A 23,752-nucleotide genomic window follows, 5' to 3' on the forward strand; every position below is an offset into this window, starting at 1 on the left:
GGCCGAAGGCTTAATAAGCCTTCGGCCACGCAGATTAAGCTCTTTTCTTGTTAAGCATATCAAGTCTTTCTATGACTGCGTTCATCATTTCCTGGAACTTGTCCTTTTTTGCAGTCTCTTCATCTATTAGCTTTTGAGGAGCCTTTGCCAGGAATCCCCCATTTGAAAGCTTTCCGGCAACTCTTGAAAGCTCATCTTCAAGCTTCTTCTTTTCCTTTTCGAGTCTTTCTATCTCCTTGTCAAAATCCACAAGCTCCTCAAGAGGCAGGAATATCTCAACGCCGTCTATAACAGCCGTCATGGCGTCTTCAGGGACTCCCTGCTTGTCACTTGTTATCTTGACATCCGAGGCGCTCGCCATGCTCATGAAGTACTCGATTCCGCTGTTCATGGCTTCCATCTTCTCGCCTGTACATACAAGTATCACAGATGCCTTCTTTGAAGGCGGTACGTTCATTTCAGCCCTTATGTTTCTTATGCTTCTTACAGCCTCCATTATCATGTCCATTTTGGCCTCATCTTCTGCAAAGCTGTTTTCTGAGCGGGCCTGAGGCCAGCTGGCAACCATTACGCTGCCGCTTGCTGTAGGAAGATATCCGTATATTTCTTCTGTAATGAATGGCATGAAAGGATGCAGAATCTTAATTATGCCCTCCAGCACATGAGTCAGCGTCCAAAGAGCAGCAGCCTTGGCCTTTTCATCGTTTCCGTAAAGCCTTGGCTTGACCATCTCTATATACCAGTCGCAATATTCCGACCAAGTAAAATCGTAAGCCTTCTGAAGCGCTATGCCCAGGTCGAATTTCTCCATGTTGTCTGTGATTTCACCTGAAATGCGGTTGAGCCTTGAAATTATCCACTTGTCTGCCATTGTAAGCTCTTTTTCTACATTCTCCCGCTTGAGAGCATCCAGCATTTCGTCCTCTATGTTCATAAGCACGAATCTCGATGCGTTCCAGAGCTTGTTTGCAAAGTTTCTGGCAGCTTCAACCCTCTCCATATAGAATCTCATGTCGTTTCCTGGGCTGTTTCCTGTTATCAGCGTGAATCTTAGTGCGTCTGCACCGTAGTTGTCTATTATCTCGAGCGGATCTATGCCGTTTCCAAGCGACTTGCTCATCTTTCTTCCCTGCGAATCCCTTACAAGGCCGTGTATTAGCACGTAGTCGAAAGGAATCTTGTCCATGCAGTAGAGTCCTGCAAACACCATTCTTATTACCCAGAAGAATATAATGTCATAGCCTGTAACAAGCACGTTTGTAGGGTAGAAGAAGTCAAGCTCCCTGGTCTTTTCAGGCCATCCAAGAGTCGAGAACGGCCATAGCGCCGAGCTGAACCATGTATCCAGCACGTCCTCGTCCTGCCTTACGCTGCTGCTGCCGCACTTTTCGCACTTTGTAACGGCAGTCCTTGATACCATCATTTCCCCGCACTCGGAGCAATAGTACGCCGGTATCCTGTGGCCCCACCACAGCTGTCTTGAGATGCACCAGTCCCTTATGTTCTCCAGCCAGTTGTAGTATGTCTTGTCGAATCTTTCAGGAACTAGTTTTATATCTCCGTTTTTCACCGCATCTATTGCAGGCTTTGCAAGCTCGTCCATCTTAACAAACCACTGCTCCGAAACCATAGGTTCGATAACAGTGCTGCACCTGTAGCACTTGCCTACGTTGTGTGTGTGCGGCTCTGTTTTCACAAGATATCCAGCTTCATCAAGATCCTTTACTATCGCCTTTCTGCATTCGTATCTGTCCATGCCGCTGTATTTGCCGGCTCTTTCGTTCATTGTGCCGTCTTCGTTCATAACTACTATTTGCTCTAGATTGTGTCTTAATCCAACCTCGAAGTCGTTAGGGTCGTGCGAAGGAGTAATCTTAACTGCTCCTGTTCCAAACTCCATCTCAACGTATGAGTCTGCTATTACAGGTATCTCTCTGCCCACACCCGGAAGCACAAGAGTTTTTCCCAGCAGGTGAGCGTATCTTTCATCCTCAGGATTCACTGCAACTGCCGTGTCCCCAAGTATCGTCTCAGGCCTTGTAGTTGCAATGACGATGTATTCCTCGCTGTCCTTTACCGGATATTTGAAATGCCAGAAGAAGCCGCTTTGCTCCTCGTGTTCAACCTCGGCATCAGAAAGCGAAGTCTTGCAGTCCGGACACCAGTTGATTATCCTGTTGCCGCGATATATATGGCCGTCCTCATAGAGCTTTACGAAAAATTCAGTAACAGCCTTGTTGCAGCCCTCATCCATTGTGAATCTTTCTCTTTCCCAGTCACAGGAATCTCCGAGCTTTTTCATCTGGTTTACTATCTTCCTGCCGAATTCGTCTCTCCAGTCCCATGCTCTCTTTAGAAATTCTTCTCTTCCCAGCTCGTACTTAGTCTTACCTTCCTCATTTTGTATCTTCTCAACAACTTTTACCTCTGTAGCTATGCTGGCATGGTCTGTTCCTGGCTGCCAAAGAACTGCCCTGCCCTGCATTCTTCTCCATCTTACAAGTATATCCTGAAGAGTATGGTCAAGTGCGTGTCCCATATGCAGCTGCCCTGTTATGTTCGGCGGAGGAAGCGAAATGCAGTACGATTCCTTCTTCTCGTCTACTACGCCCTTGAAATACCCGCCTTCTTCCCAGCTTGAATATACCCTATCTTCGAACTCCTTTGGATCGTATGTCTTTGGAAGATTCTTAATGCCCATTGTATGCCTCCTGTATTTTAGAAATAAAAAAACCCCGTCCTATTGTATATAAGGACGAGGTCTTGTAATCGCGGTACCACCTTACTTCCAAAACGACAGCTGCCGCCTTGGCTCTTAAGAGTTTTTTAACGGGAAATCCCGTCCAATCCTACTGCTAATTCAGATTGGAAGCTCGGAAGCTACCTTCCGCAACTATCATCTAGAAACCCTTCCAGCCACGGGGCTTCCTCTCTTTAAAGAATCGTTGCGTACTCCTCTTCTTCATCGCCTGGATATTCAGTCGCTTGTTTATTAAATTATACAGCAATATATGTTTTTGTCAATAATTCAGGCTAATTTATTTCCACTCTTTCACCTTTTACAAGGTATATTATCATCTCGCAAACGTTCGTAAGATGGTCTGCCATTCTTTCTATATACCTTCCAACGAAAAGTATCTTTGTACCCTGGCTTATATAGTCGCTATTTTTGTGTATCATTATCAAAACATCGTTATACAGATCCTTGTACATAGTGTCGACTATATCGTCATATTCCCCGACTTCCAGCGCAAGAGTCACATCTTCAAGTATGAGGCTCGTCTTGACCTTGTCTATCATGCTTATTACTATTTCAGCCATTCTGACGATGTCGGCCCATTTTTTAATGTGCTCTTCCTGGCCTATCTTTATGACCTCTTTTGCTATGTTTACCCCGAAGTCTCCAACTCTTTCAATGTTTGTTATCATTTTAGTTATGGCAAATATCATGCGCAGATCCTTTGCCATGGGCTGCTGAAGAGCAATAAGCTCTATGGCCTTTTCCTCTATTTCGTACATTATCTGGTCAATTTCATTGTCGAGCTTAATTACTCCCTTTGCAAGCTCAACATCCTTTTCAGCAAGCGCTTTAACAGCAGTCTTTATTGAAAACTCAGTCTTGTCAAGCATGTCTACTACCTCTTGCTTGAGAGCCTTGAGCTCGTTTTCAAATCCCATCCTGACCATGGCGCACCTCCATTTTATTTGTATTTTTTAGCCGAATCTTCCTGTTATATAGTCTTCAGTTCTCCTGTCCTTAGGGTTTGTAAATATCTCCTTGGTGTTTCCAAACTCTATTAGCTCGCCCATCAGGAAATACGCTGTATTGTCAGATATTCTGGCGGCCTGCTGCATCGAGTGAGTGACTATTACTATTGTGTACTCCTTCTTGAGCACTTCTATGAGCTCCTCTATCTTTGCGGTAGCTATAGGATCGAGCGCCGAGGTAGGCTCGTCCATTAGTATTACCTCTGGCTGCATTGCTATCGCCCTTGCTATACAAAGCCTCTGCTGCTGGCCTCCGGAAAGCTCCCAGGCCGACTTGCCCAGCTGGTCCTTTACCTCTTCCCAGAGCGCTGCGCCCTTAAGACTTCTTTCAACTATTTCATCGAGCTCCTTTTTGTCCTTTACGCCGTGCCTTTTAGGCCCGAATATGATGTTTTCATATATTGTCTTAGGAAACGGGTTTGGCTTTTGAAATACCATTCCTACTTTTTTCCTGAGCTCCTCAACCATCAGGTCTTTTGAATATATGTTTTCGCTGTCTAGCAATATTTCTCCGTTGACCCTTGTCCCGTCTATTAGATCATTCATCCTGTTTAGAGTTCTTATAAATGTGGACTTGCCGCAGCCTGAAGGTCCTATTAGAGCGGTTACATGATTCTCTTCAACTTTTATGTTAATATCCTTTAAAGCCTTGAAACTGCCGTAGTAAAAATCAAGACTCTTAGCCTCTATTTTTGTAGACATACATTAGCCCTCCATGTTTTGCTTTTCATCTTAAGTTCGTCATTATCCTGCAAAAATAAAGATAACATTTTTAACTAAAAACAATGTTAAGCCAATGTTAAATCGGTGTTATTTTTCTGTAAAACATCTATTCGCAAGCGTCCTGCTGCATCATACGGAGTATGCTCTCGAGCCTGTCAAGCGCCCTTATTATTGACTCCTTCTGCTCCATTTCAACGCCCGCGCTCCTGAGCTGATCGAGCGGATACTCCGAGCCTCCGCTTTTCAGGAACTCGATATATTTTCCCCTTGCCTTGGAATCGCCATCGAGTATAAGGCTGCTCAGCGCAGCTGCCGCCGAGAAGCCTGTTGCATATTTGTAGACATAGAAATTCGAATAGAAATGAGGCACTCTGGCCCACTCCATGGCTATCTCCTTGTCTATGCTCATGCCTTCGCCGTAATACTTTCTGTTGAGTTCATAGTATACTCCGCAAATATCATCGTTTGTTAGCGACTTGCCTTCTTCCCCTCTGGCATGTATTATTTTCTCGAACTCTGCAAACATAGTCTGCCTGAAAAGAGTAGTCCGAAACTGCTCCAGGTGGTAATTGAGAAGGTATATCCTCTCATTCTTGTCCTTTGAGTTTTTAAGCATGTAATCCATCAGCAGCAGCTCATTTAGAGTTGATGCCACCTCGGCCACAAATATCTTGTAGTGCGAATAAATGTACGGCTGGCTCTTCCTTGAATAGTAGCTGTGTACAGAGTGCCCCAGCTCATGCGCAAGCGTAAAGAGTGAATTGATGTCGTCCTTGTAATTCATGAGTATGAAAGGCTTGGAATCGAAACTGCCCCAGGAATAAGCGCCTCCTTTTTTGCCTTCGTTTTCATAAACGTCTATCCATCTTTCATCGAACGCTTTTTTTATCACGCCTAAATATTCTTCTCCAAGCGGCTGCAGCGCACTTATTATTATCTCCTTTGCCTTATCATACGTGATTTTTATGTCTGCCTCCTCAACCAGCGGCGCATACAGATCATACATGTGCAGCTCGTCAACTCCAAGGAGCCTTTTCTTGACGTCCATGTATTGGTGCATGTATTCAAGCCTCGAAGACACCGCCTCAATCAAGTTGTCATATACCTTGAGGCTTATGTTGTCCTGAAAAAGCGATGCCTCTATGGCAGATCCATAGCCTCTTGATTTTGAGTGGAATATCTCCCTTTTTACAGAGCCGCACAGCATCGCGGCGTATGTGTTTTTATAATCCGAGTAGGTCGAATATATCTTTTCGAATGCATCCTTTCTTATGCTTCTATTTTTATTCTTCATGAAGCTCATGAAATTAGCATGAGTCAGCCTTACCTGCTCGCCCTCTTCATCCTTTATCATAGGGAACTTGAGGTCGGCGAATGAAAGCATCTCATATGCATTTTCCGCAGTATTCGAAATGTCTCCGGCAAGCGCGAGTATCCTCTCCTCGTTTTGAGAAAGCGTATACGGCTTTTTTCTTATTATTTCGTCTATGTATCTTTCATACAGCTTTATCCGCTCATCCTGCAGATACCTTTTTATCAAAGAACCCTTCATCTGTATTATTTCAGGCACCACAAAAGATGTCACTGTAGAAGTCCTTGTCGACAGCATTTCGCTTCTTCCCGCAAGTGCCTGGTATTTGGAATCCCTGCTGTCCTCATCCTTTTTCATGTGTGAATATACATAGAGACTTTCAACGCCTCGCATTAGCTCCTCATACAGGGCCATGAATTCACAGAATACGTCCTCGCCGCCTGACAATCTGCCCTTGTAGCTTTCCACCTCTGATAGCTTACCCTCAATTCTTTCAAAATTAGCTTCGAAGCTCTCATCGTTGAAAAAGCTTTCTATATCCCACTTGTATGCTGCCTCTATATTAGTTCTGTCCAATCATTTCAACCCCTTTCACGTATAAAATAATTTTTAGCATATAATAATTATACCTAAAGAGAGGCGGTATTAAAGCTCAAACCGCCCAATACCGCCTCTTTTTTTATGATCTGAATTTTTCCACTTCTTCCTGAAGGCCTGCAGCCAGCTTCTTGAGCGTTTCCGAATGCGAGCTGAATTCCTCGAGAGCCGCCAAGATCTCCTCCGTGGAAGCCGATACCTCCTCTGTCCCAGCCGAGTTCTCTTCAGCTGTGGCAGATATGTTTTGCATTGTATCCATTATTTCATCCTTGTTTTTTACCATCTCGCCATTGAGCATTTGAATTTCATTCACCTTGCCTTCAAGTCCTTCAATGGTCTGTGATATCTCCTTGAATATTATTTCCGTATCACCAACGCGCTTCACCTGCTCCCTGAGAGCATCCGATGCATCCTGCATTCCAATCACCGCACTTTTTGATTCATGCTGTATCTGGTCCACTATGCTCTTTATCTTTCCTGTAGACTGCGCAGTCTCCTCGGCCAGCTTCCTTATCTCGTCAGCCACAACCGAAAAGCCCCTTCCCGCCTCTCCGGCCCTTGCAGCCTCGATAGAAGCGTTCAGCGCCAGCAGATTTGTCTGCTCTGCAATCTGATTTATTGTCTGTATTATTATCCCGATTTCCTGCGAGCTCTTTTCGACCTCATTTATTATGCCGCTTACACGATTTTCCGATTCTATTGTATTGCTTGTGGAATCGGCAAGTTTCTTGACGGAATCAAGACCCTTGTCATTGAGTTCGCTTGATTTTTTAAACATCTCCACCATCTCGCCTATAGAGGATGATACCTGCTGCACGCTCTTGCCCATATAGGTGGCCTTGTCAACACCAGCCTCAGTCTCCCTGGCCTGCTCGTTCGTCACCTCTGCGATTTCAGCTATAGCCCTGGCCGCCTCCTGAGTAGCACTGCTTGTCTGGAGTGCCATTTTGTTGAGTGAATACGCCGTCTCAGACACTGTATCCGACGATGCCTTGATATTGCTTATAAGGAATACTATATTTTCAAGCATAGTGTTGAAGTTTGTGCCTATTTTTCCAAACTCGTCGCTTGTTTCTATTGATACGCTCGCTGAAAGATCACCCTTCGAGGCCTTGTTGAAAGCATTATCCAGTTTCTGAAGATTCCTTGTGATCCATGTTGATATCATAAGCGATACTACAACGCCTATCACAGCCGCGGCCACAAGAAGCAGCATTATGAAAAGCCTCAAGCTCTTTACATCAACATCGAGCTCGTTTTTAGCGAAGTCTCCTGCTATCTTGAATCCTGTATTGCCGTTTGTCGCATATGACACGTAACCGTTGTCATACTTTGAAAATCCGCTGTTGCCGGATGAAACATCATTCCACACGCTCTCCTCTGCCAGACTTTCTCCTACACGTCCCATCTCCTTGTGGGATATTATCACTCCGGATTTATCTGTTATGAACAGATAGCCTGTGTTGCCTATTTTTATATCCTTGAAGTTTGCGGCAAAATCCTCAAGACTGATGTCAAGCGCTGCAACACCAAGCACACCTGAGCCGGACTCCACAGTCTTGCAAACCGTTATGACCATTTTGCCGGTTCCTGCATCAACATATGGCTCGGTCCATACCACCTTGCCCCTATTTTCAATCGCCAGCTTGTACCAGCCTCTTGAAGTCGGATCATAGCCTTCAGGCGTATTGTTGACAGGGTACATGTAAGTCCTCTTGTCCTGCGTTCCCATATAGGCTGACATGATGTTGTCGTTTGCTGCGGCTGTTTGAATGAATATGTCGCTTGCATAACCGAGCAGAGCCGGAGCTGCAGCGCCGCCATTTGCAGCCGCCAGCTCAACCGCAGCCTTGTTCTTCGATATCGCATCTATGCCGTGCTCAAACCCCTTTGCAAATTCGCTTATTGAATTGTCAATTTGAGTCAGCGTTCCTTTTGAATTGTCCTGAAGCTTTTGTTCTAAAGTCGTGTACGTTTTCTGGTAGGACAAGAATCCCAGTGTCAAAACAGGTATGATTATTGCTATTATAAGTACTGCCGAAAGCTTTCCCTTAACGCTTGAAAAAATATTCATATATTGCCTCCTGTCATCACTAAATATTGTCGTATGTATTTTATTAAATATTATACTATTTTTTCAGCTAAAAAAGTACAAAATGAGTAAATAAAAACATGCCGCTGATTCTTACGACGGCATGCTTCTTCTCATATATTCGTTTATATACTTGTCAAGCTGCCTGCTCGTTGTCAGAAGCTCCTCCTCGAATATGTCAGGGTATTCAATATATCTGTTTATATGCTCCCTTAACTCCTCGATTTTTTTTTTGATAGCCTTAAGCTCTTTTGTCCTCAAAAAAATCACCGCTTTGCCAATAATTATTTTCCCAGAATTCTTCTTCCGTATATCTTTCTAATGTGCATAGTCATAAAATGAGTGCAAATCCCAACCAGCATGCCTGTTGGAACGGCCGCCAGTAGAAGCATGGGCAGATAGTATATTATCCTTATGTTTTCAATAACTATGGCTGCAGCCAGCAGCTGCCCAATGTTGTGGAAAACAGCGCCTGCAACGCTCAGTCCGGGTATGCCTATCTTTTCTTTAAATGCGCTCCTTAATGCATGCATTGCAAACAGGCTCAGTATGCCTCCGCATAAGCTAAAGAGAAATACTGACATACCTCCCCAAAAAAGCGATGATATGGTTATTCTCATTAACGTAACCAAGACAGCATCGCCAATCCCAAAGAGCAAAAGCGTGGAGAGCCCTATAATGTTTGAGAGTCCCAGCTTGGCTCCCGGAACTGCAAAGCTGAGCGGTATCAGGGATTCAACCAGATAAAGCACAAGTGACTGCGATACGAGGAGGCCCAGAAAAACGAGCCTTCTGGCAGTAAATGGCTTCCTACTGAGAAACTGCATCTGCATCACCGCCACCCCCAGATTCAGCCGATATAGTCACAACCAGCTTGTGCGGAAGACATACTATAGTCTGCCCGGGTTTTGATATAAATCCGGTCTTCTTGCATATGAGATCCCTGCAGTCCGCATCAATCACCTCGGCCCCTCCGTCATGAATGTATACAATGTTACTTCCGTATTCCGTTTTAACTTCTATTTTTTTTGAGGTTGCATTTCCAACGGCTATATCCTCATAGATTTTACCGTCAACGCTTATTATTACATGCTTGCCTTCCTTGTCGTGCTGAATTGCTTTAACGGCATACATTCCTATTGCCGAAAGCAAAAGAACAGCTGCAATTATATAGATATCTGTACGCTTCATATTTTCCCCCATGCCGGACCTGTTTAGCAGCAGTTACAGGATAATAATATTCCAAGCCTGCTGCTTTGTCAACAAGGCATCTGCATAGGATCAATACTTAGTTTATGGAATTACAAGCACAGGTTTTTTGGAATGATGAACCACATTGTTTGTCACCGAACCCATTAGGTATTTTTTTATACCCGACATACCCCTTGAAGCCATGACTATCATATCAACATCTTCTTCCTCGGATACTCTGAGTATCTCATCCACAGGATATCCAACATAACTAAACGTCGAAACCTCTACGCCTTCTAGCATCTCTTTGGCATTATCTAGTATCTTTCGCGATATGTCCTTTAAATTCTTCAGATCCTCATCAGTGTATGAATACTGCACATATGAATATTCAACCTGAAGAGCGCTTGGCATGTTAAGCTCAATTACATGCATGAGAAGAACCTGCGCCGGGAATTTCTTAGCCATCTCGGCTGCAAACTCTATGGCCTTCTTATTTGCTTCAGAGCCGTCAACTGGAACAAGTATTTTTTTAATCTCCATGTCAATTCCTCCCATAAAAGTTAATCTTCTATATCCATAAGGGTATACTAGCTGAATGTTTTTCTTTTATTTCTATATTAAAGCCTTCCAAGCATTTTCTGCCTTTGCTCCTCGTGCCCTGGTTTTCCAAGGAGTGCGAACATGTTGCGCTTGTATTCTTCAACACCGGGCTGGTCAAAGGGATTGACCCCCAGAAGATATGCGCTCATGGCACACGCCTTCTCGAAGAAATAAACCATGTATCCAAAGCTGTACTCATCGAGCCCGGGAATATCTATTATCATATTGGGCACGCCGCCGTCAATATGGGCCAGCATTGTTCCCTCCATAGCCTTCTTGTTTATGTAGTCTATCTCTACCCCCTCAAGATAGTCAAGACCGTCAAGGTTCCCCGGATCCGCAACCACGCTTACATCGTGACGCGGCGACTTTACATTCAGCACTGTCTCAAACAGCATCCTTCTTCCCTGCTGTATGTACTGCCCTAAAGAATGGAGGTCTGTAGAGAAGCTTGCCGATGAAGGATATATGCCTTTTCCGTCCTTGCCCTCACTCTCTCCAAAGAGCTGTTTCCACCACTCTCCTATGCTTGTAAGATGTGGCTCATAGCTTACAAGCAGTTCTACAAGCATACCCTTGTTGTAGAGTATGTTCCTTATTGCAGCGTATCTGTAGGCGTCGTTTCTGGAAAGCTCCTTTTCCGAAAGAAGCTCCTGAGCCTTCCTTGCGCCTTCTATAACCTTATCTATGTCTATACCGGCAACGCACATTGGCAGCAGACCAACAGGAGTCAGCACTGAATACCTGCCGCCCACATCCTCTGGTATGACGAATGTCTTGTATCCGCTTGAGTCTGCCAACTTTCTCAGCGATCCCTTCTCACTGTCAGTCGTCGCAATTATGCGGCTTGCAGCCTCTTCCTTTCCGTATTTTTTTTCCAAAAGTCCCTTGAGCACCCTGAACGCAACAGCTGGCTCCGTAGTCGTGCCGGATTTCGAAATTACATTTATGCAAAAGTCGCTCTCCTCAAGCAACTCTGAAAGCTCCTTCAAGTAAGTGGAGCTTATGTTGTTGCCTGCAAAAACTACCCTTGGCGATTTACCGGCCCTTTTCGAAGCGAAATTCCCAAAATAGCCTGTAAGCATTTCAATTGCAGCCTTGGCTCCAAGATAGGATCCACCTATGCCTACGACCACAAGAATATCGCACTTGCCTGATATCTGCCTGGCCGTCTCTTTTATTTCCTCAATCTCGGATGCCTTAATGGCCCCAGGCAATTCAAGCCATCCAAGAAAGTCGGCGCCAGGTCCGCTTTTTTCGTGAATCATCTCATGAGCCGCGTTAACAAAGGGCTCCATGCAGCGAACTTCATCTTCCGTTACAAATTTTTCAATCCCCCTGCAGTCAAGCTTGAATCCAATCATTTCTTGTCCCCTTCCCTACAGTTCAAACTATTTTTTCGAAACGAATCTGTTCCCCTTTATGTAGAATCTGTACAAAAAATCCGCAGCTTCCTGCGCATAATCTATGTTTACCCTTTTTGCCTCAATAATATTCTCTTTTTCGATTTTTTCCCCTTCTGCTATGAACAGTTCCTTGCTCTCAACCAGGTCCTCCCCATAAAAACTCCTGTCGATGTTCATGGCCATGCAGAGCTTGCCCGGACCGTTTGTAAGGTTCCTGATATTCCGGTGGACAATCTCGTCGCTGACAAATCTGTTCCTGTGCATGCTCTGTATCCCCTCAACCGGCTCTGCCGCCCTTATAAGCACAGCCCCCGCCGCTCCGCTTTTTCCTGTTACTATGTTGAAGCAGTTGTACATGCCGTATATTAGATATATGTATGCAAGCCCGCCTTGACCGTATACAATCCTGGTTCTTTCGGTGACCTTGTTGTCGTTGAAATGCGCGGCCTTGTCGCCCTCACCCATATAGGCTTCGCACTCGACTATTTTGGCCGCCATCACAATTCCCGAGTCAATTCTCACTATCAGCTTGCCCAACAGCTCTCTTGCCACCTCAACAGGCCCTGCCTCGAAAAAAGCTCTTTCAAGTCTGTTGTATGCCATATAACCACCTCCCTGCAGCCGTTTATATTACTTCAATATAACAGAAAAAGGGCGGAAAATTCCGCCCTTTTATTATGCGCTCTTTGAACCAACAGAATCCAATACCGCCTTCGCTATGTTAGACGCATGGTCGGCAATCCTTTCAAGGTTGCTTATCATGTCGAGGAATATTACTCCTGCCTCTGGATTGCAAAGGCCTTTATTTAGCCTGTATATGTGGTTCATCCTGAATGACCTTTCCATTGCATCTACTTGATCTTCTATGCCTATAACCGTCATAGCAATGTCTCTGTTGCCGGTTTTCATAGCCTCAAGAGCCGCTTCATAGGCTTGCATAGTCTTATTATATATGGCCTCCAGATCGCCTATCGCTTCATTTGAAAACAGCAGATTCTTTCCAAGCACTTCCATTGCAAGCTCTGCTATGTTCTCGGCATGGTCTCCGACCCTTTCTATGTCATTCACCGTGCTGAAAAGGCCGTCAACAATCTCCCTGTTCTCATCTCCGAGCTCCTTGTTTGAAAGCTTGACCAGGTAGTCGACTAGCGCCTTTTCCAGTTCATTTACTTCCTTCTCAATTGTGAACGTACTTTTTACTTCATTTGTATTTCTGTTGAAAAATCCCTCCATGGATGCCTTGAATGATCTTTTGGCAACATTGCCCATGTGCAGGCATTCCCTTATTGTGTTTGCAAGAGCAATACTCGGAGTTTCGAGTATTCTGGAATCTATATACTTTGTAACCTTGAATTCAACTTCTTCGCCTTCTTTTTCCGGTATGACTAAGTTTGCAATCTTAACCAGCAGCATCGCAAAAGGAAGCTGTATAACTACGTTAGATATGTTAAACAGTGTGTGGGCATTTGCTATCTGCCTTGCAGCATTAGTCGGGTCGAGCATCGTTACAAAATACGTTATAGGCTTTGTCAATAGGAATATGAAAAGCGTTGTTCCTATTACATTAAAGCTAAGATGCATTATAGCGGCTCTTTTGGCGTTCTTGCTTGCTCCTATGCTAGAGAGCATTGCTGTAATACAGGTTCCAATGTTTTCACCGTAGAGTATCGGCAATGCGGAGCTAAGCGGAATAAGCCCTTCAGATGCAAGCGCTAGCAATATACCCATAGAAGCGCTTGAGCTTTGTACTATAACAGTAAGTCCAAATCCTATAAGTATACCCAATATTGGATTGTGTGAGAATTTGATAATCATGTCGCCGAATCCGGGATAATCCCGAAGAGGCTTTACCGCGTCCTTGAGGAACTCCATACCTATGAACAGTATACCAAAGCCTATCATTATCTCTGCAATCTGTTTTGTCTTTTCATTGCTAGAAAACAGGTAGAAAATCATACCTATACCAACCGCTATGGGCGCAAAATCGGTAAGGCTGAATGAAACAAGCTGCGCCGTCACCGTCGTACCTATGTTGGCACCCATTATGACTCCTACTGCCTGTGTAAGGTTCATTATGCCCGCATTAACAAAACCCACAACCATTACAGTAGTGGCACTCGAGCTTTGGATTATTGCCGTTACAAACAGCCCCACAAGGGCTCCCATATACTTGTTGCTTGTGAGCAGCTCGATTATTTTTCTAAGCCTGTCCCCTGCAGCCTTCTGGAGCCCCGCTCCCATTAGGTTCATTCCATAAAGAAAAAGTCCCAAGCCGCCTATTACGCCAAAAATTATCTTTAAGGCCATATGTATCCTCCTAAACATCCAATATATTTTTAACACACCCGTAACATTCTATCAAAATTATACCCTACTTATGTTAAGAACATGTTAAATATATTAAAAACATTAAGGATACGTTAACTCCAGGTAATTTTTTTGTTAATTTTTTATTCCAGAGAGTACGTATTGATTATTTTTTCTGCCACCCTCATACCATCAACGGCGGCCGATACAATCCCACCGGCATAGCCCGCGCCTTCGCCTGCAGGGTATAGCCCTCTTACACTCGACGATTCGAGAGTTTGCTGGTCCCTGACTATCCTTACTGGCGCCGAAGATCTTGTCTCCACACCGGTAAGCACCGCATCCTCCATGGAAAAGCCCTTTAGTTTTCTGCCCATGGCCTTTATTCCTTCGCTTATTGCTTCGGCTGCAAAATCCGGCAGACACCTTCGCAGGTCTGAATACTTAGTTCCCGGCCTGTAAGTAGTCTTGACTCCGCCCAAACTCCCGGAATCTACATTGTTTACAAAGTCGCCGGCCTTTTGCACTGGTGCATAGTAGTTTGAGCCTCCCAATTCGAATGCCAGCCTTTCATACTTTTGCTGGAAATGCATGCCTGCAAGAGGATGTGCGCTTCCAAAATCCGCTGGCTCGACATTGACTATGAGGGCGCTGTTTGAATTTTCACCGTTTCTGGCATGGTAGCTCATTCCATTGACAACAAGTTCACCCTTGCTTGAGCTCGAGGCTATAACCTCGCCTCCCGGACACATGCAGAATGTATATACGGATCTGCCGCTCAAGCAGCTGTGCGTCAGCTTATAGTCGGCGGCACCCAGCCTTGGATGGCTGTAATGCTCCCCGTACTGGGCCTTGTTTATAACTATCTGCGGATGCTCTATCCTAAGACCCATTGCAAACGGCTTTTGCATAAGTTCGGCCCCGGCATCATAAATAGCCTCGTATGTGTCTCTGGCGCTATGCCCAATGGCAAGAACTGTGCAGGAGCACTCGAGCTCTTCTGCATCGTTTATTGTAAGAGCCCTGATTGCTCCTTTTTCAGTCTTAAGGCCGCTGACTTTTGCTCCGAATCTGACTTCCCCTCCCAAGCTCTGTATCTTGAGCCTGATATTCCTTACAACTTCCTTTAGAATATCAGTCCCAACGTGAGGCCTGTGAGAATAAATTATCTCCTCGGGGGCACCGGCGTTTACAAGCTCCTGCAGCACCCTGGCGCATCTTGGATCCTTTATCCTCGTAGTCAGCTTGCCGTCAGAGAACGCTCCGGCCCCGCCTTCTCCAAACTGCACATTCGACTCCTCGCTGAGCTCGCCCGTGCTCCAGAAATGCTCAACATCTTGGGTTCTCTTTTCAACATCCTGGCCCCTCTCGAGCAGCACGGGCCTGTAGCCGTTTTGTGCAAGCGCAAGCGCCGCAAAAAGACCTGCCGGGCCCATTCCTATAACCACAGGTCTTTTACCCAAAGGCACGCTCCCCCTTGCAACTATGGACTCCGCTTCGAGTTTTACCGGAGCTATATCCTTGTCAGCTGCGAGTCGTTTGATGAGTGTTTCTTCGTTTTTAATTCTTACGTCAACCGTGTATACGAAGCTTATATTTCCCTTTTTCCTGGCATCTATAGACTCCCTTGCTATTCTGTACTCCAACAGCTCATCTCTTTGGAGCCTTAACTTCCTGAGTATTTTCTCCTCGATGCTTTCGATTTTTTCGTCTAAACTCAGCTTTATGTTGGACACTCTTATCAAACAAAACACCTCTTTCTTATCCCGGACATTAGAAGACCAAATCACGGCGGCTCTATGCAAAAGCCACACGGATTTGGTCATTTTCTTCAATGCCTGCGGTTTCAATTTTTACAAATTCCATTATATCAGCCTCAAGCTTTTCTTTATCGCTTGCCGCATCAGGATTTACATTGTCTACAATCGCCCAAAGCTCCCTGCCTATTTGCAGGCCTCTTGCCCTCAGGCCCTCCTCTGGTTCAAGCACAATCACCTTGACATCGCATATGTGCGATTCCCTGTCGCCGAGCATTACCTCACAGTCGAACCTGTATATGCTGTAGCAAGATGTATTCTTGTATGGCGTAACTTCCTCAACGTGCGAAAACTTCAAAGGCCATCATCTCCTGACGTATTTTAATTTTTTTTCATCTTCAAGCTTTGGAATGCTCATGTTGCCTGATTTCTTTATGGATATGTCCATGTCGTATGCCTTTCTCATGCTCTCGATTAGTATGTTGTCATCATTGATATACCTTCCGAGTCTGTCTATATCGCCAAGAACGCTTATCTCGTACGGCTGTACTATAGGCACTGAGTTTATGTTTATGTGGTTGCCGGCAAGCACAATTTCAGTGTATGGGCTGATCCTCTGGCCGTTAATGGATATGGCCTCCCCACCATAATACCTTATGTCGTTTATCAGTAAAAGGAACCATTTTTTCTCTTCCATTATAAATCCAAGATTCTCATCCCGGTTTGTGTCTATCTTTATTATCAGACCGCTTCCCAAGGCTTCCACATAGCCAAGCGTTAGCTTCATGTCTTCAACCTCTTTTTTGAGCTTTTTTATCTCTGGGCTTTCCTCTTGGGCTGAGTTTTCATAAAGGCTCACCCTGTGCTTTGCAGCCCTTATTGTGTCGCTCAATTGCGTATTTTCCTTCCTTATCTGGTTGACCTGGGCTGTAATCTCCCTGTCTATAAAAGACGACTCAAATCTTTCATTGTATCCCGCCTTGAATTGTATGCCCATTAGTATACCCAGCAGCACAATCATCAGTACCATCAGATTTATCTTGTTTTTCATAATCCATCATCCTTATGAGATTACTTTTTGATGCCCTTTGAAAGCTTGCCTATCTGAAAGAATTGTTTATGTAGTCCTCAAGCTCCTCGACCTTTTTTTCAAGTGCTGCAACCCTGCCTGAAAAATCGTCGTTTTGAGATGTTTTGATGCTTAGCCTTTTTATAACGTAGATGCATGCTGCCACAGGTATCGCAAGCATGACCGTAGCTATTATTATATTTATTCCCTGAAACAGCAAAAACATAATATTTTCCCCTCACTCTTTTAATTTCGCAGATATTTAGATTATACCAAATACCACGGCAATATGCTGAAGAATATATCGATTTTGGAACAAAATAAGCCCCGGAATCCAATAAGGAATCCAGGGCCTGTCTTTCTCTTCTAGCAGCTGCTTGATATGTTGGATTCTACTGTGAATCCCTTGCTGTACCATTTTTTTGAATAATCTATGTCTACCGAAGTCAGATTGCTTGCAAGCTCGCTGTCTACTAGCACTTTGAAGCCTTCAACTTCAACAGCTTCGTCATCTTCTTTTTGCTCATCCAGAGCAATTGACAGGACTGGTCCGCCTCAGCCAAATCTAGAGATATAGACTCTTACAAAGTCCTTGTCCTTTGATTTGTTGTTTTCACTGTAATATGATTCAAGCTGCTCCCTTGCCGATTGGCTTACATTAACGTTCATTATTAGTTCCCCCCTGTTTTTCTGGTTTGTAATATCATTATACCCCACAGGGGTATAATTGTAAACAAAAAAATTCCGGTTTTAACCGGAATTTTTAGTCTTTTATTTTGCGTTGGACTCCTCGACTGTTATCTCGTATCCATTTCTTTCAAATGAGCTTATTATTTCATCCCACACTTCGTCTATGCCTGTCTTTTTAAGAGAGGAGAGCAGGATTATCTTTTCTTCATCCGCAAGACCCAGCTTATTTTTTATCATGGCTTTGTGCTTTTGATACTGGCCTCTCGTAATCTTGTCTGATTTTGTTGCAATGACCGTGCAGTCATATCCGAAATGCTTTATCCACTCATACATGATCCTGTCGTCTTCCTTGGGCTCATGCCTTATGTCCACAAGCAGGAATATGCTGCAAAGCTCCTGCCTGTCGGAAAGGTATCTTTCCATGATGCCTCCCCACTTGGCCTGCTCAGTTTTTGAAACTTTTGCATAGCCATATCCAGGAAGGTCCACAAAATGAAACTCTTCATTGACCTTGTAAAAATTGATTGTCCTCGTCTTGCCGGGATTCTGGCTGATTCTGGCAATGCCTTTTCTGTTGAGCAGCGTATTGATTGAAGACGATTTTCCTACATTCGATCTTCCGACAAATGCTATCTCAGGCAGTCCTTCAGCCGGATACTGATGTTTTTCAACTGCGCTTGTTATAAATTCTGCGTTCTTAATTTTCATTCTTATCTTCCTTATCATCCTCTGCTGTGAGGATATTCTCCAGTACCTCGTCCATAGTTTCCACAGGAATTATCTTGAGCGCTCTTCTTACATTGTGAGGTATCTCATCGATATCCTTCTCGTTTTCCTTGGGAATAAGCACTGTTTTTATTCCGGCTCTGTGGGCGGCAAGCGCCTTTTCCTTTAGTCCACCTATCTCCAATACCCTGCCTCTTAAGGTTATCTCACCCGTCATGGCAACGTCGCTTCTTGCAGGAACTCCAGTCAGCGCCGATATGACGGCAGTAGCCATTGTTATTCCGGCTGAAGGCCCATCCTTAGGTATTGCTCCTTCAGGGATGTGTATGTGTATATCCATGTTTTTATGGAACTCGTCGTCTATCTTGAGCTCCTTAGCCTTTGACCTTATGAATGAAAGCCCCGCCTGAGCCGATTCCTTCATTACATCGCCAAGCTGTCCTGTAAGCACGAGCTTGCCCGATCCAGCCATAAGAGCCACCTCTATCGAGAGAGTTTCGCCTCCCACAGCCGTCCATGCAAGGCCTGTCACGATACCCACCTGAGGCTTTTCTGCAACCATCTGATAGCTGTATCTGTGTTTCCCAAGATACTTTTCAAGGTTTGCACTTGTAACCTTTACCATGTTGAGTTTTGGATTCTCAACATAGCTCTTGGCAGCCTTCCTGCACAGCTTTCCAAGAGTCCTCTCAAGCGTTCTTACGCCGGACTCCCTTGTGTAGTAGTTTATAATATCGAGCATAGTCTTGTCAGGAATCTTGACAAAACCCTCAGCAAGGCTGTGCTCCTTTATCTGCTTTGGCAAAAGGTGTCTTTTTGCAATTTCGAGCTTTTCCATTTCTGTATAGCCCGACAGCTCTATTATCTCCATCCTGTCCCTGAGTGGTCCCGGTATTGTGCTAAGGCTGTTGGCCGTAGTTATGAAAAGCACCTTTGAAAGATCAAAAGGTATCTCCATGTAGTGGTCTGTAAATTCCTTGTTCTGCTCTGGATCAAGAACCTCAAGCATTGCTGACGCAGGGTCGCCCCTGAAGTCAGAAGCCATCTTGTCTATCTCATCGAAGAGGAAAACAGGATTCTTTGACTTGACTTCCTTAATAGCGTTTATTATTCTTCCCGGTATGGCGCCAACATAAGTCCTTCTGTGGCCCCTTATCTCAGCCTCGTCTCTTACTCCTCCAAGCGAAACCCTGACAAACTTTCTGTTCATGGCTCTGGCTATTGACTTGGCTATCGAAGTTTTTCCTACTCCAGGAGGCCCCACGAAGCAGAGTATCGGTCCCTTCATTGATTTGGCGAGCTTTCTTATTGAAAGGTACTCGAGTATCCTCTCCTTGACCTTTTCAAGTCCGAAGTGGTCCTCGTCGAGTATTTTTTGGGCATCCTTTATTTCAAGCTTGTCCTTAGTCTCCTTGTCCCATGGCAGCGAGAAGAAAGTATCCACATAGTTTCTTATTACAGCCGCCTCTGCAGAAGATGAAGACATGCTTGTGAGTCTTTTGATCTCTTTTTCTATTTTTTCCTTTATTTCCTTTGGTATCTTCATCTTAACGAGTCTTTCCTTATATTCGTCTATCTCGTCAAGGGCTTCCTCGTCCTCACCCAGCTCCTTTTGTATCGCCTTTAGCTGCTCGCGCAGGTAGTATTCCTTCTGCAGCCTGTTGACCTGCTTTTTGACCCTCATGTTTATATTTTTTTCGATTTCGAGTATTTCTATCTCTTCAAGCAAGATCTCGTATAGCCTCTCAAGCCTCTCCTTGGGATCGAAAATTTCAAGTATGTCCTGCTTTTGCTTTGGCTTGAGGTTCATGTTGGCTGCAACCGTGTCGCAGAATCTGTCCGGCTCTTCGATGTCTGAAATTGTAAGCAATATCTCAGGAGTCACCTTGCTGCCCACATTGACATATTCCTCGAACGCATCCATCACGCTTCTCATGAGCGCCTCTGTTTCCTTGTCGGGCTCGGCTTCCTCAAGATATTCCACCTCTTCAAGCACCGCTTTGAAGTAAGGCTCTTCCTGTATTACTTCCCTGAGCCTGGCCCTTGATACGCCCTCCACAAGCACCCTGATAGTATCCCCTGGCAACTTGAGCATCTGCTTTATCTTGCATATTGTTCCCACATGGTAAAAATCATCGACCGTCGGAATATCTATTTCAGCTTCCTTCTGAGATGTCAGGAAAATAAGCTGCTCGCTTACCATAGCCTCTTCAAGTGCATTTATTGATTTTTCTCTTCCGACATCAAAATGAAGGACCATGTATGGAAATATCGCCAGACCCCTCAGGGGTATAAGCGTCATTGTATGCTCTCTGAATACAATATTTTCGTTCATTCAATCACTCCTAACTGCCATATAATAGCTATCGCTGTAAATCCCTTACTATTATATATTTAGTAAATTTATTTTTCAATAATTATATATCCTATTTATAATACACCATATGTTGCAATCTTTAAACATTTATATGCAAATACTATTGTATGGTATAATCTATAATTAATACGAATGCCATACGGAAGGAGGCTTTGCCATGCTAAAGCTTTTATTGTCATTTCTGAAAATAGGATTCTTCACATTCGGCGGTGGCTACGCCATGATCCCCCTAATCGAGGAGGAGCTAGTCAAAAGGCAGGGCATAATTGACGCCCACGATTTTATCGACATGATTTCAATAGCCCAGAGTTTCCCGGGGCCTATAGCAGTCAACCTTTCGCTGCTTATTGGCTACAGGCTTTACGGCCACGCCGGAAGCCTCATCTGCTGCTTTGGCGCGGTTTTCCCCTCGTTCATATCAATACTTTTACTCGCCTGGATATATAGCATAGGCAAAAACCTGGATATGCTTGATGGCTTCTTTTACGGTGTAAGACCTGTAATGGTGTCCCTGCTTGCATGCTCTTTCATTGCTCTTTTCAAGAAAATGAACAAATCGCATATGAATATCGCCTTGCTTGCGGCCTCATTTTTGCTTGTAACTCTGCTTGATGTGAATCCCATATTCATAATTGTCGCGGGAGGTGTCCTGAGCATATGGACAAACTAATTTCACTCTACATAACGTTCTTCAAAATAGGAATGTTTACATTCGGGGGCGGCTACGCCATGCTGCCGCTCATAGAAAAGGAGATAATAGAAAGGCAGGGGTGGCTTACAAACACAGAGTTCCTCGACCTGCTCGTGCTTTCTCAAAGCTCTCCGGGGCCTATAGCCACAAACAGCGCCACATTCATAGGCTTCAAATACTACGGCATCGCCGGAAGCATAGTTGCCACGCTTGCCGTCACCTCGTTTTCAATAATAGTGCTTGGGCTCTTCTCTCCCGTACTCGAAAAATACAAGGACTCGAGATACCTCAGGTCGCTTTTTAGCAATCTTCGGCCGCTTACCATAGGCTTCATACTCTCGGCCGTATTCTCCGTGTCGCTCAAGGCAAGCCTTGATCCCATGTCAATTGTAATAACACTTGTTTCGTTCCTGCTGCTCTACAGCGGCAAGCTGAGTTCAATAGCCGCAATAGGCGTGTTTGGCATTATCGGAATAATATTAAAAGGGGCCATATAGCCCCTTTCAATTGTTATGCTATTTCACCAGATTCCTGGTTTTCATCTTCTTTGCCTTTGCTGCTTTTGAATATCACAAGCGGCGCCTTACCCTCAAATATGCATTCCTTGGTAATTATGACTTTCTCGATGTCGTCTCTTGATGGAATCTCAAACATTACGTCTGTCATAGTCTTTTCAAGTATGCTTCTAAGGCCCCTGGCTCCCGTTTTTCTTTCAATGGCTTTCCTTGCAGTGTAGACAAGCGCTTCTTTTTCTATTTCAAGCTCCACGTCGTCTATTGCAAAAATCTTCTTGTACTGCTTAACAAGAGCATTCTTGGGCTCTGTCAATATGCTTATAAGCGCGTCCTCGTCAAGCAGATTAAGCGTAACTATTGCCGGAAGCCTTCCTATGAACTCAGGAATGAGTCCGAACTTGAGAAGGTCCTCTGGTTCTACCTGCTCGTATAGCCTGCTTATGTCCTCAGCCTTGTTGCTTTCGATTTCAGCCCCAAAGCCTATTGATTTGTGGCCTGTCCTCTTTTGGATTATCTTGTCTATACCGTCGAACGCTCCGCCGACGATGAAGAGTATCTTGCTAGTGTCGATCTGCAGGAACTCCTGATGAGGATGCTTCCTTCCACCCTGTGGCGGAACATTGGCCGTTGTACCCTCGAGTATCTTGAGCAGAGCCTGCTGAACTCCCTCGCCGCTTACATCTCTTGTGATAGATGGATTCTCAGATTTTCTGGCTATCTTGTCTATCTCGTCGATATATATTATTCCCTTCTCTGCCTTTTCAACATCGTAGTCGGCTGCCTGTATGAGCTTTAGGAGTATGTTTTCAACGTCCTCTCCTACATAGCCCGCCTCCGTAAGCGATGTGGCGTCAGCAATTGCAAAAGGCACATTCAATATCCTTGCCAGAGTCTGCGCAAGCAGAGTTTTTCCGGAGCCTGTAGGTCCAAGCATAAGGATGTTGCTCTTTTGAAGCTCAACATCGTCTTTCATGTCTGTGTTTGAGTTGAATATCCTCTTGTAATGGTTGTATACTGCAACCGCAAGCGTCTTTTTAGCAACCTCCTGGCCTATTACATACTCATCGAGTATCTTTTTGATGTCCTTCGGCTTTGGAAGTCCGGTTATTTCATTCTCAACCGCATCTTCGAACTCTTCCTTAATAATCTCCTGACAAAGCTCCACGCACTCGTCACATATATATACGTTCGGACCTGCTATGAGCCTTCTTACCTGGTCTTGTGATTTTCCGCAAAAAGAGCATTTAAGATGCTTTTTGTCATCAAATCTTGACATTTTTTCACCTCTTTATATATTTAACTAAGCCTTATACCCTCTTTTCCAATATTCCATCTATTATACCATATTCCTTGGCTTCCTGGGCACTCATGAAATAATCTCTTTCGGTATCGGCTTTTATCTTATCAATGCTCTGGCCAGTTCTTTCAGATAGTATCTGGTTAAGCTTTTCTTTCATCTTTATTATTCTTTCAGCGTGTATTTGGATATCCGTAGCCTGGCCTCTTGTTCCTCCAAGCGGCTGGTGTATCATTATCTCGCTGTTTGGAAGAGCCATCCTTTTGCCCTTTGCTCCGGCTCCAAGGAGAAATGCTCCCATGGAAGCCGCCATACCCACACATACTGTAGCCACGTCAGGCTTTATAAACTGCATTGTGTCGAATATCGCCATTCCCGCTGTTATACTGCCTCCCGGAGAATTTATATAAAGATATATATCCTTGTCCGGATCTTCCGATTCCAGGAACAATAGCTGCGCAACTATTAGCGATGCTGTAACGTCATTAACCTCTTCTCCAAGGAAAATGATTCTGTCCTTAAGAAGCCTCGAGTATATGTCGTAGCTTCTTTCTCCCCTTCCGGTTTGTTCTACTACTATTGGTACGAGTGACATTGTATTACCCCCTTGTCGTAACGTTTGTTTGCTTAA

23 protein-coding genes and 1 other annotated feature are annotated in these 23,752 nt (G+C 44.6%); of the genes, 2 read left to right on the forward strand and 21 right to left on the reverse strand.

Going from position 1 to position 23,752, the window contains the following annotated elements; translation table 11 throughout:
• Positions 1-34: 34 nt before the first annotated feature.
• The 19 genes from EAL2_RS07975 to lon form a co-directional block, all read right to left on the reverse strand.
• Entirely contained in the window at positions 35-2,701 is a 2,667-nt protein-coding gene (locus EAL2_RS07975) for a valine--tRNA ligase (protein ID WP_025435877.1), read from the reverse strand.
• A gap of 47 nt (positions 2,702-2,748) precedes the next feature.
• Positions 2,749-2,975, reverse strand: a binding site (T-box leader).
• A 58-nt stretch (positions 2,976-3,033) separates the two neighbouring features.
• Positions 3,034-3,687 carry a phosphate signaling complex protein PhoU gene (gene phoU / locus EAL2_RS07980; protein WP_025435878.1) on the reverse strand — a complete coding sequence of 218 codons (654 nt, stop codon included), beginning with the start codon at positions 3,685-3,687 and terminating at the stop codon, positions 3,034-3,036.
• Positions 3,688-3,714: 27 nt separating this feature from the next.
• The gene (gene pstB, locus EAL2_RS07985; protein WP_025435879.1) at positions 3,715-4,470 is read right to left on the reverse strand and encodes a phosphate ABC transporter ATP-binding protein PstB; all 756 of its coding nucleotides are present in this window, start codon (positions 4,468-4,470) and stop codon (positions 3,715-3,717) included.
• Positions 4,471-4,597: 127 nt separating this feature from the next.
• Positions 4,598-6,379, reverse strand: coding sequence for an oligoendopeptidase F (gene pepF, locus EAL2_RS07990; RefSeq protein WP_025435880.1), 1,782 nt, complete (start codon positions 6,377-6,379; stop codon positions 4,598-4,600).
• Positions 6,380-6,482: 103 nt separating this feature from the next.
• Positions 6,483-8,474 carry a methyl-accepting chemotaxis protein gene (locus EAL2_RS07995; protein ID WP_025435881.1) on the reverse strand — a complete coding sequence of 664 codons (1,992 nt, stop codon included), beginning with the start codon at positions 8,472-8,474 and terminating at the stop codon, positions 6,483-6,485.
• Positions 8,475-8,585: 111 nt separating this feature from the next.
• Positions 8,586-8,753 carry an aspartyl-phosphate phosphatase Spo0E family protein gene (locus EAL2_RS15190; protein ID WP_084481035.1) on the reverse strand — a complete coding sequence of 56 codons (168 nt, stop codon included), beginning with the start codon at positions 8,751-8,753 and terminating at the stop codon, positions 8,586-8,588.
• A gap of 23 nt (positions 8,754-8,776) precedes the next feature.
• Entirely contained in the window at positions 8,777-9,319 is a 543-nt protein-coding gene (locus EAL2_RS08000; RefSeq protein WP_038602607.1) for a Gx transporter family protein, read from the reverse strand.
• Positions 9,303-9,683: a NusG domain II-containing protein gene (locus EAL2_RS08005; RefSeq protein WP_025435883.1), complete on the reverse strand. Its 381-nt coding sequence runs from the start codon at positions 9,681-9,683 to the stop codon at positions 9,303-9,305. The genes EAL2_RS08000 and EAL2_RS08005 overlap by 17 nt, the downstream gene beginning before the upstream one ends.
• Positions 9,684-9,785: 102 nt before the next feature.
• Entirely contained in the window at positions 9,786-10,226 is a 441-nt protein-coding gene (locus EAL2_RS08010; protein WP_025435884.1) for a universal stress protein, read from the reverse strand.
• Positions 10,227-10,303: 77 nt separating this feature from the next.
• The gene (locus tag EAL2_RS08015; protein ID WP_025435885.1) at positions 10,304-11,650 is read right to left on the reverse strand and encodes a glucose-6-phosphate isomerase; all 1,347 of its coding nucleotides are present in this window, start codon (positions 11,648-11,650) and stop codon (positions 10,304-10,306) included.
• A gap of 27 nt (positions 11,651-11,677) precedes the next feature.
• A complete protein-coding gene (locus tag EAL2_RS08020; RefSeq protein ID WP_025435886.1) occupies positions 11,678-12,295 on the reverse strand; it encodes a DNA-3-methyladenine glycosylase in 618 nt (205 codons plus the stop codon).
• A gap of 72 nt (positions 12,296-12,367) precedes the next feature.
• Positions 12,368-13,999 carry a Na/Pi cotransporter family protein gene (locus tag EAL2_RS08025; protein ID WP_038601968.1) on the reverse strand — a complete coding sequence of 544 codons (1,632 nt, stop codon included), beginning with the start codon at positions 13,997-13,999 and terminating at the stop codon, positions 12,368-12,370.
• Between the two features lie 143 nt (positions 14,000-14,142).
• On the reverse strand, positions 14,143-15,744 hold the full coding sequence (locus EAL2_RS08030; RefSeq protein ID WP_025435888.1) for an NAD(P)/FAD-dependent oxidoreductase: 1,602 nt from the start codon (positions 15,742-15,744) through the stop codon (positions 14,143-14,145).
• 52 nt (positions 15,745-15,796) lie between these two features.
• Positions 15,797-16,114: a hypothetical protein gene (locus EAL2_RS08035; RefSeq protein WP_025435889.1), complete on the reverse strand. Its 318-nt coding sequence runs from the start codon at positions 16,112-16,114 to the stop codon at positions 15,797-15,799.
• Positions 16,115-16,120: 6 nt separating this feature from the next.
• Positions 16,121-16,807: a DUF881 domain-containing protein gene (locus tag EAL2_RS08040; protein WP_025435890.1), complete on the reverse strand. Its 687-nt coding sequence runs from the start codon at positions 16,805-16,807 to the stop codon at positions 16,121-16,123.
• 49 nt (positions 16,808-16,856) lie between these two features.
• A complete protein-coding gene (locus EAL2_RS08045; protein WP_025435891.1) occupies positions 16,857-17,051 on the reverse strand; it encodes a hypothetical protein in 195 nt (64 codons plus the stop codon).
• 140 nt (positions 17,052-17,191) lie between these two features.
• Entirely contained in the window at positions 17,192-17,494 is a 303-nt protein-coding gene (locus tag EAL2_RS16030; RefSeq protein ID WP_334292061.1) for an iron-sulfur cluster biosynthesis family protein, read from the reverse strand.
• A 102-nt stretch (positions 17,495-17,596) separates the two neighbouring features.
• Complete coding sequence (yihA, locus tag EAL2_RS08050; protein WP_025435892.1) at positions 17,597-18,223, reverse strand: ribosome biogenesis GTP-binding protein YihA/YsxC; 627 nt, start codon at positions 18,221-18,223, stop codon at positions 17,597-17,599.
• Positions 18,213-20,576 carry an endopeptidase La gene (gene lon / locus EAL2_RS08055; RefSeq protein WP_025435893.1) on the reverse strand — a complete coding sequence of 788 codons (2,364 nt, stop codon included), beginning with the start codon at positions 20,574-20,576 and terminating at the stop codon, positions 18,213-18,215. Before lon ends, yihA begins: the two co-directional genes overlap by 11 nt.
• A 199-nt stretch (positions 20,577-20,775) precedes the next feature.
• On the opposite strand from lon, the gene EAL2_RS08060 reads away from it, so the two are divergent.
• Positions 20,776-21,288 (forward strand): chromate transporter, encoded by a 513-nt coding sequence (locus tag EAL2_RS08060; protein ID WP_025435894.1) that lies wholly within the window; start codon positions 20,776-20,778, stop codon positions 21,286-21,288.
• Positions 21,276-21,806 carry a chromate transporter gene (locus EAL2_RS08065; RefSeq protein WP_025435895.1) on the forward strand — a complete coding sequence of 177 codons (531 nt, stop codon included), beginning with the start codon at positions 21,276-21,278 and terminating at the stop codon, positions 21,804-21,806. The genes EAL2_RS08060 and EAL2_RS08065 overlap by 13 nt, the downstream gene beginning before the upstream one ends.
• Positions 21,807-21,819: 13 nt before the next feature.
• Here EAL2_RS08065 and clpX read toward each other — a convergent pair whose 3' ends face one another.
• Complete coding sequence (clpX, locus tag EAL2_RS08070) at positions 21,820-23,100, reverse strand: ATP-dependent Clp protease ATP-binding subunit ClpX (RefSeq protein WP_025435896.1); 1,281 nt, start codon at positions 23,098-23,100, stop codon at positions 21,820-21,822.
• 31 nt (positions 23,101-23,131) lie between these two features.
• On the reverse strand, positions 23,132-23,716 hold the full coding sequence (clpP, locus tag EAL2_RS08075) for an ATP-dependent Clp endopeptidase proteolytic subunit ClpP (RefSeq protein ID WP_025435897.1): 585 nt from the start codon (positions 23,714-23,716) through the stop codon (positions 23,132-23,134).
• Positions 23,717-23,752: the final 36 nt, after the last annotated feature.

The organism is Peptoclostridium acidaminophilum DSM 3953, assembly GCF_000597865.1.
GTDB lineage: Bacteria > Bacillota > Clostridia > Peptostreptococcales > Peptostreptococcaceae > Peptoclostridium_A > Peptoclostridium_A acidaminophilum.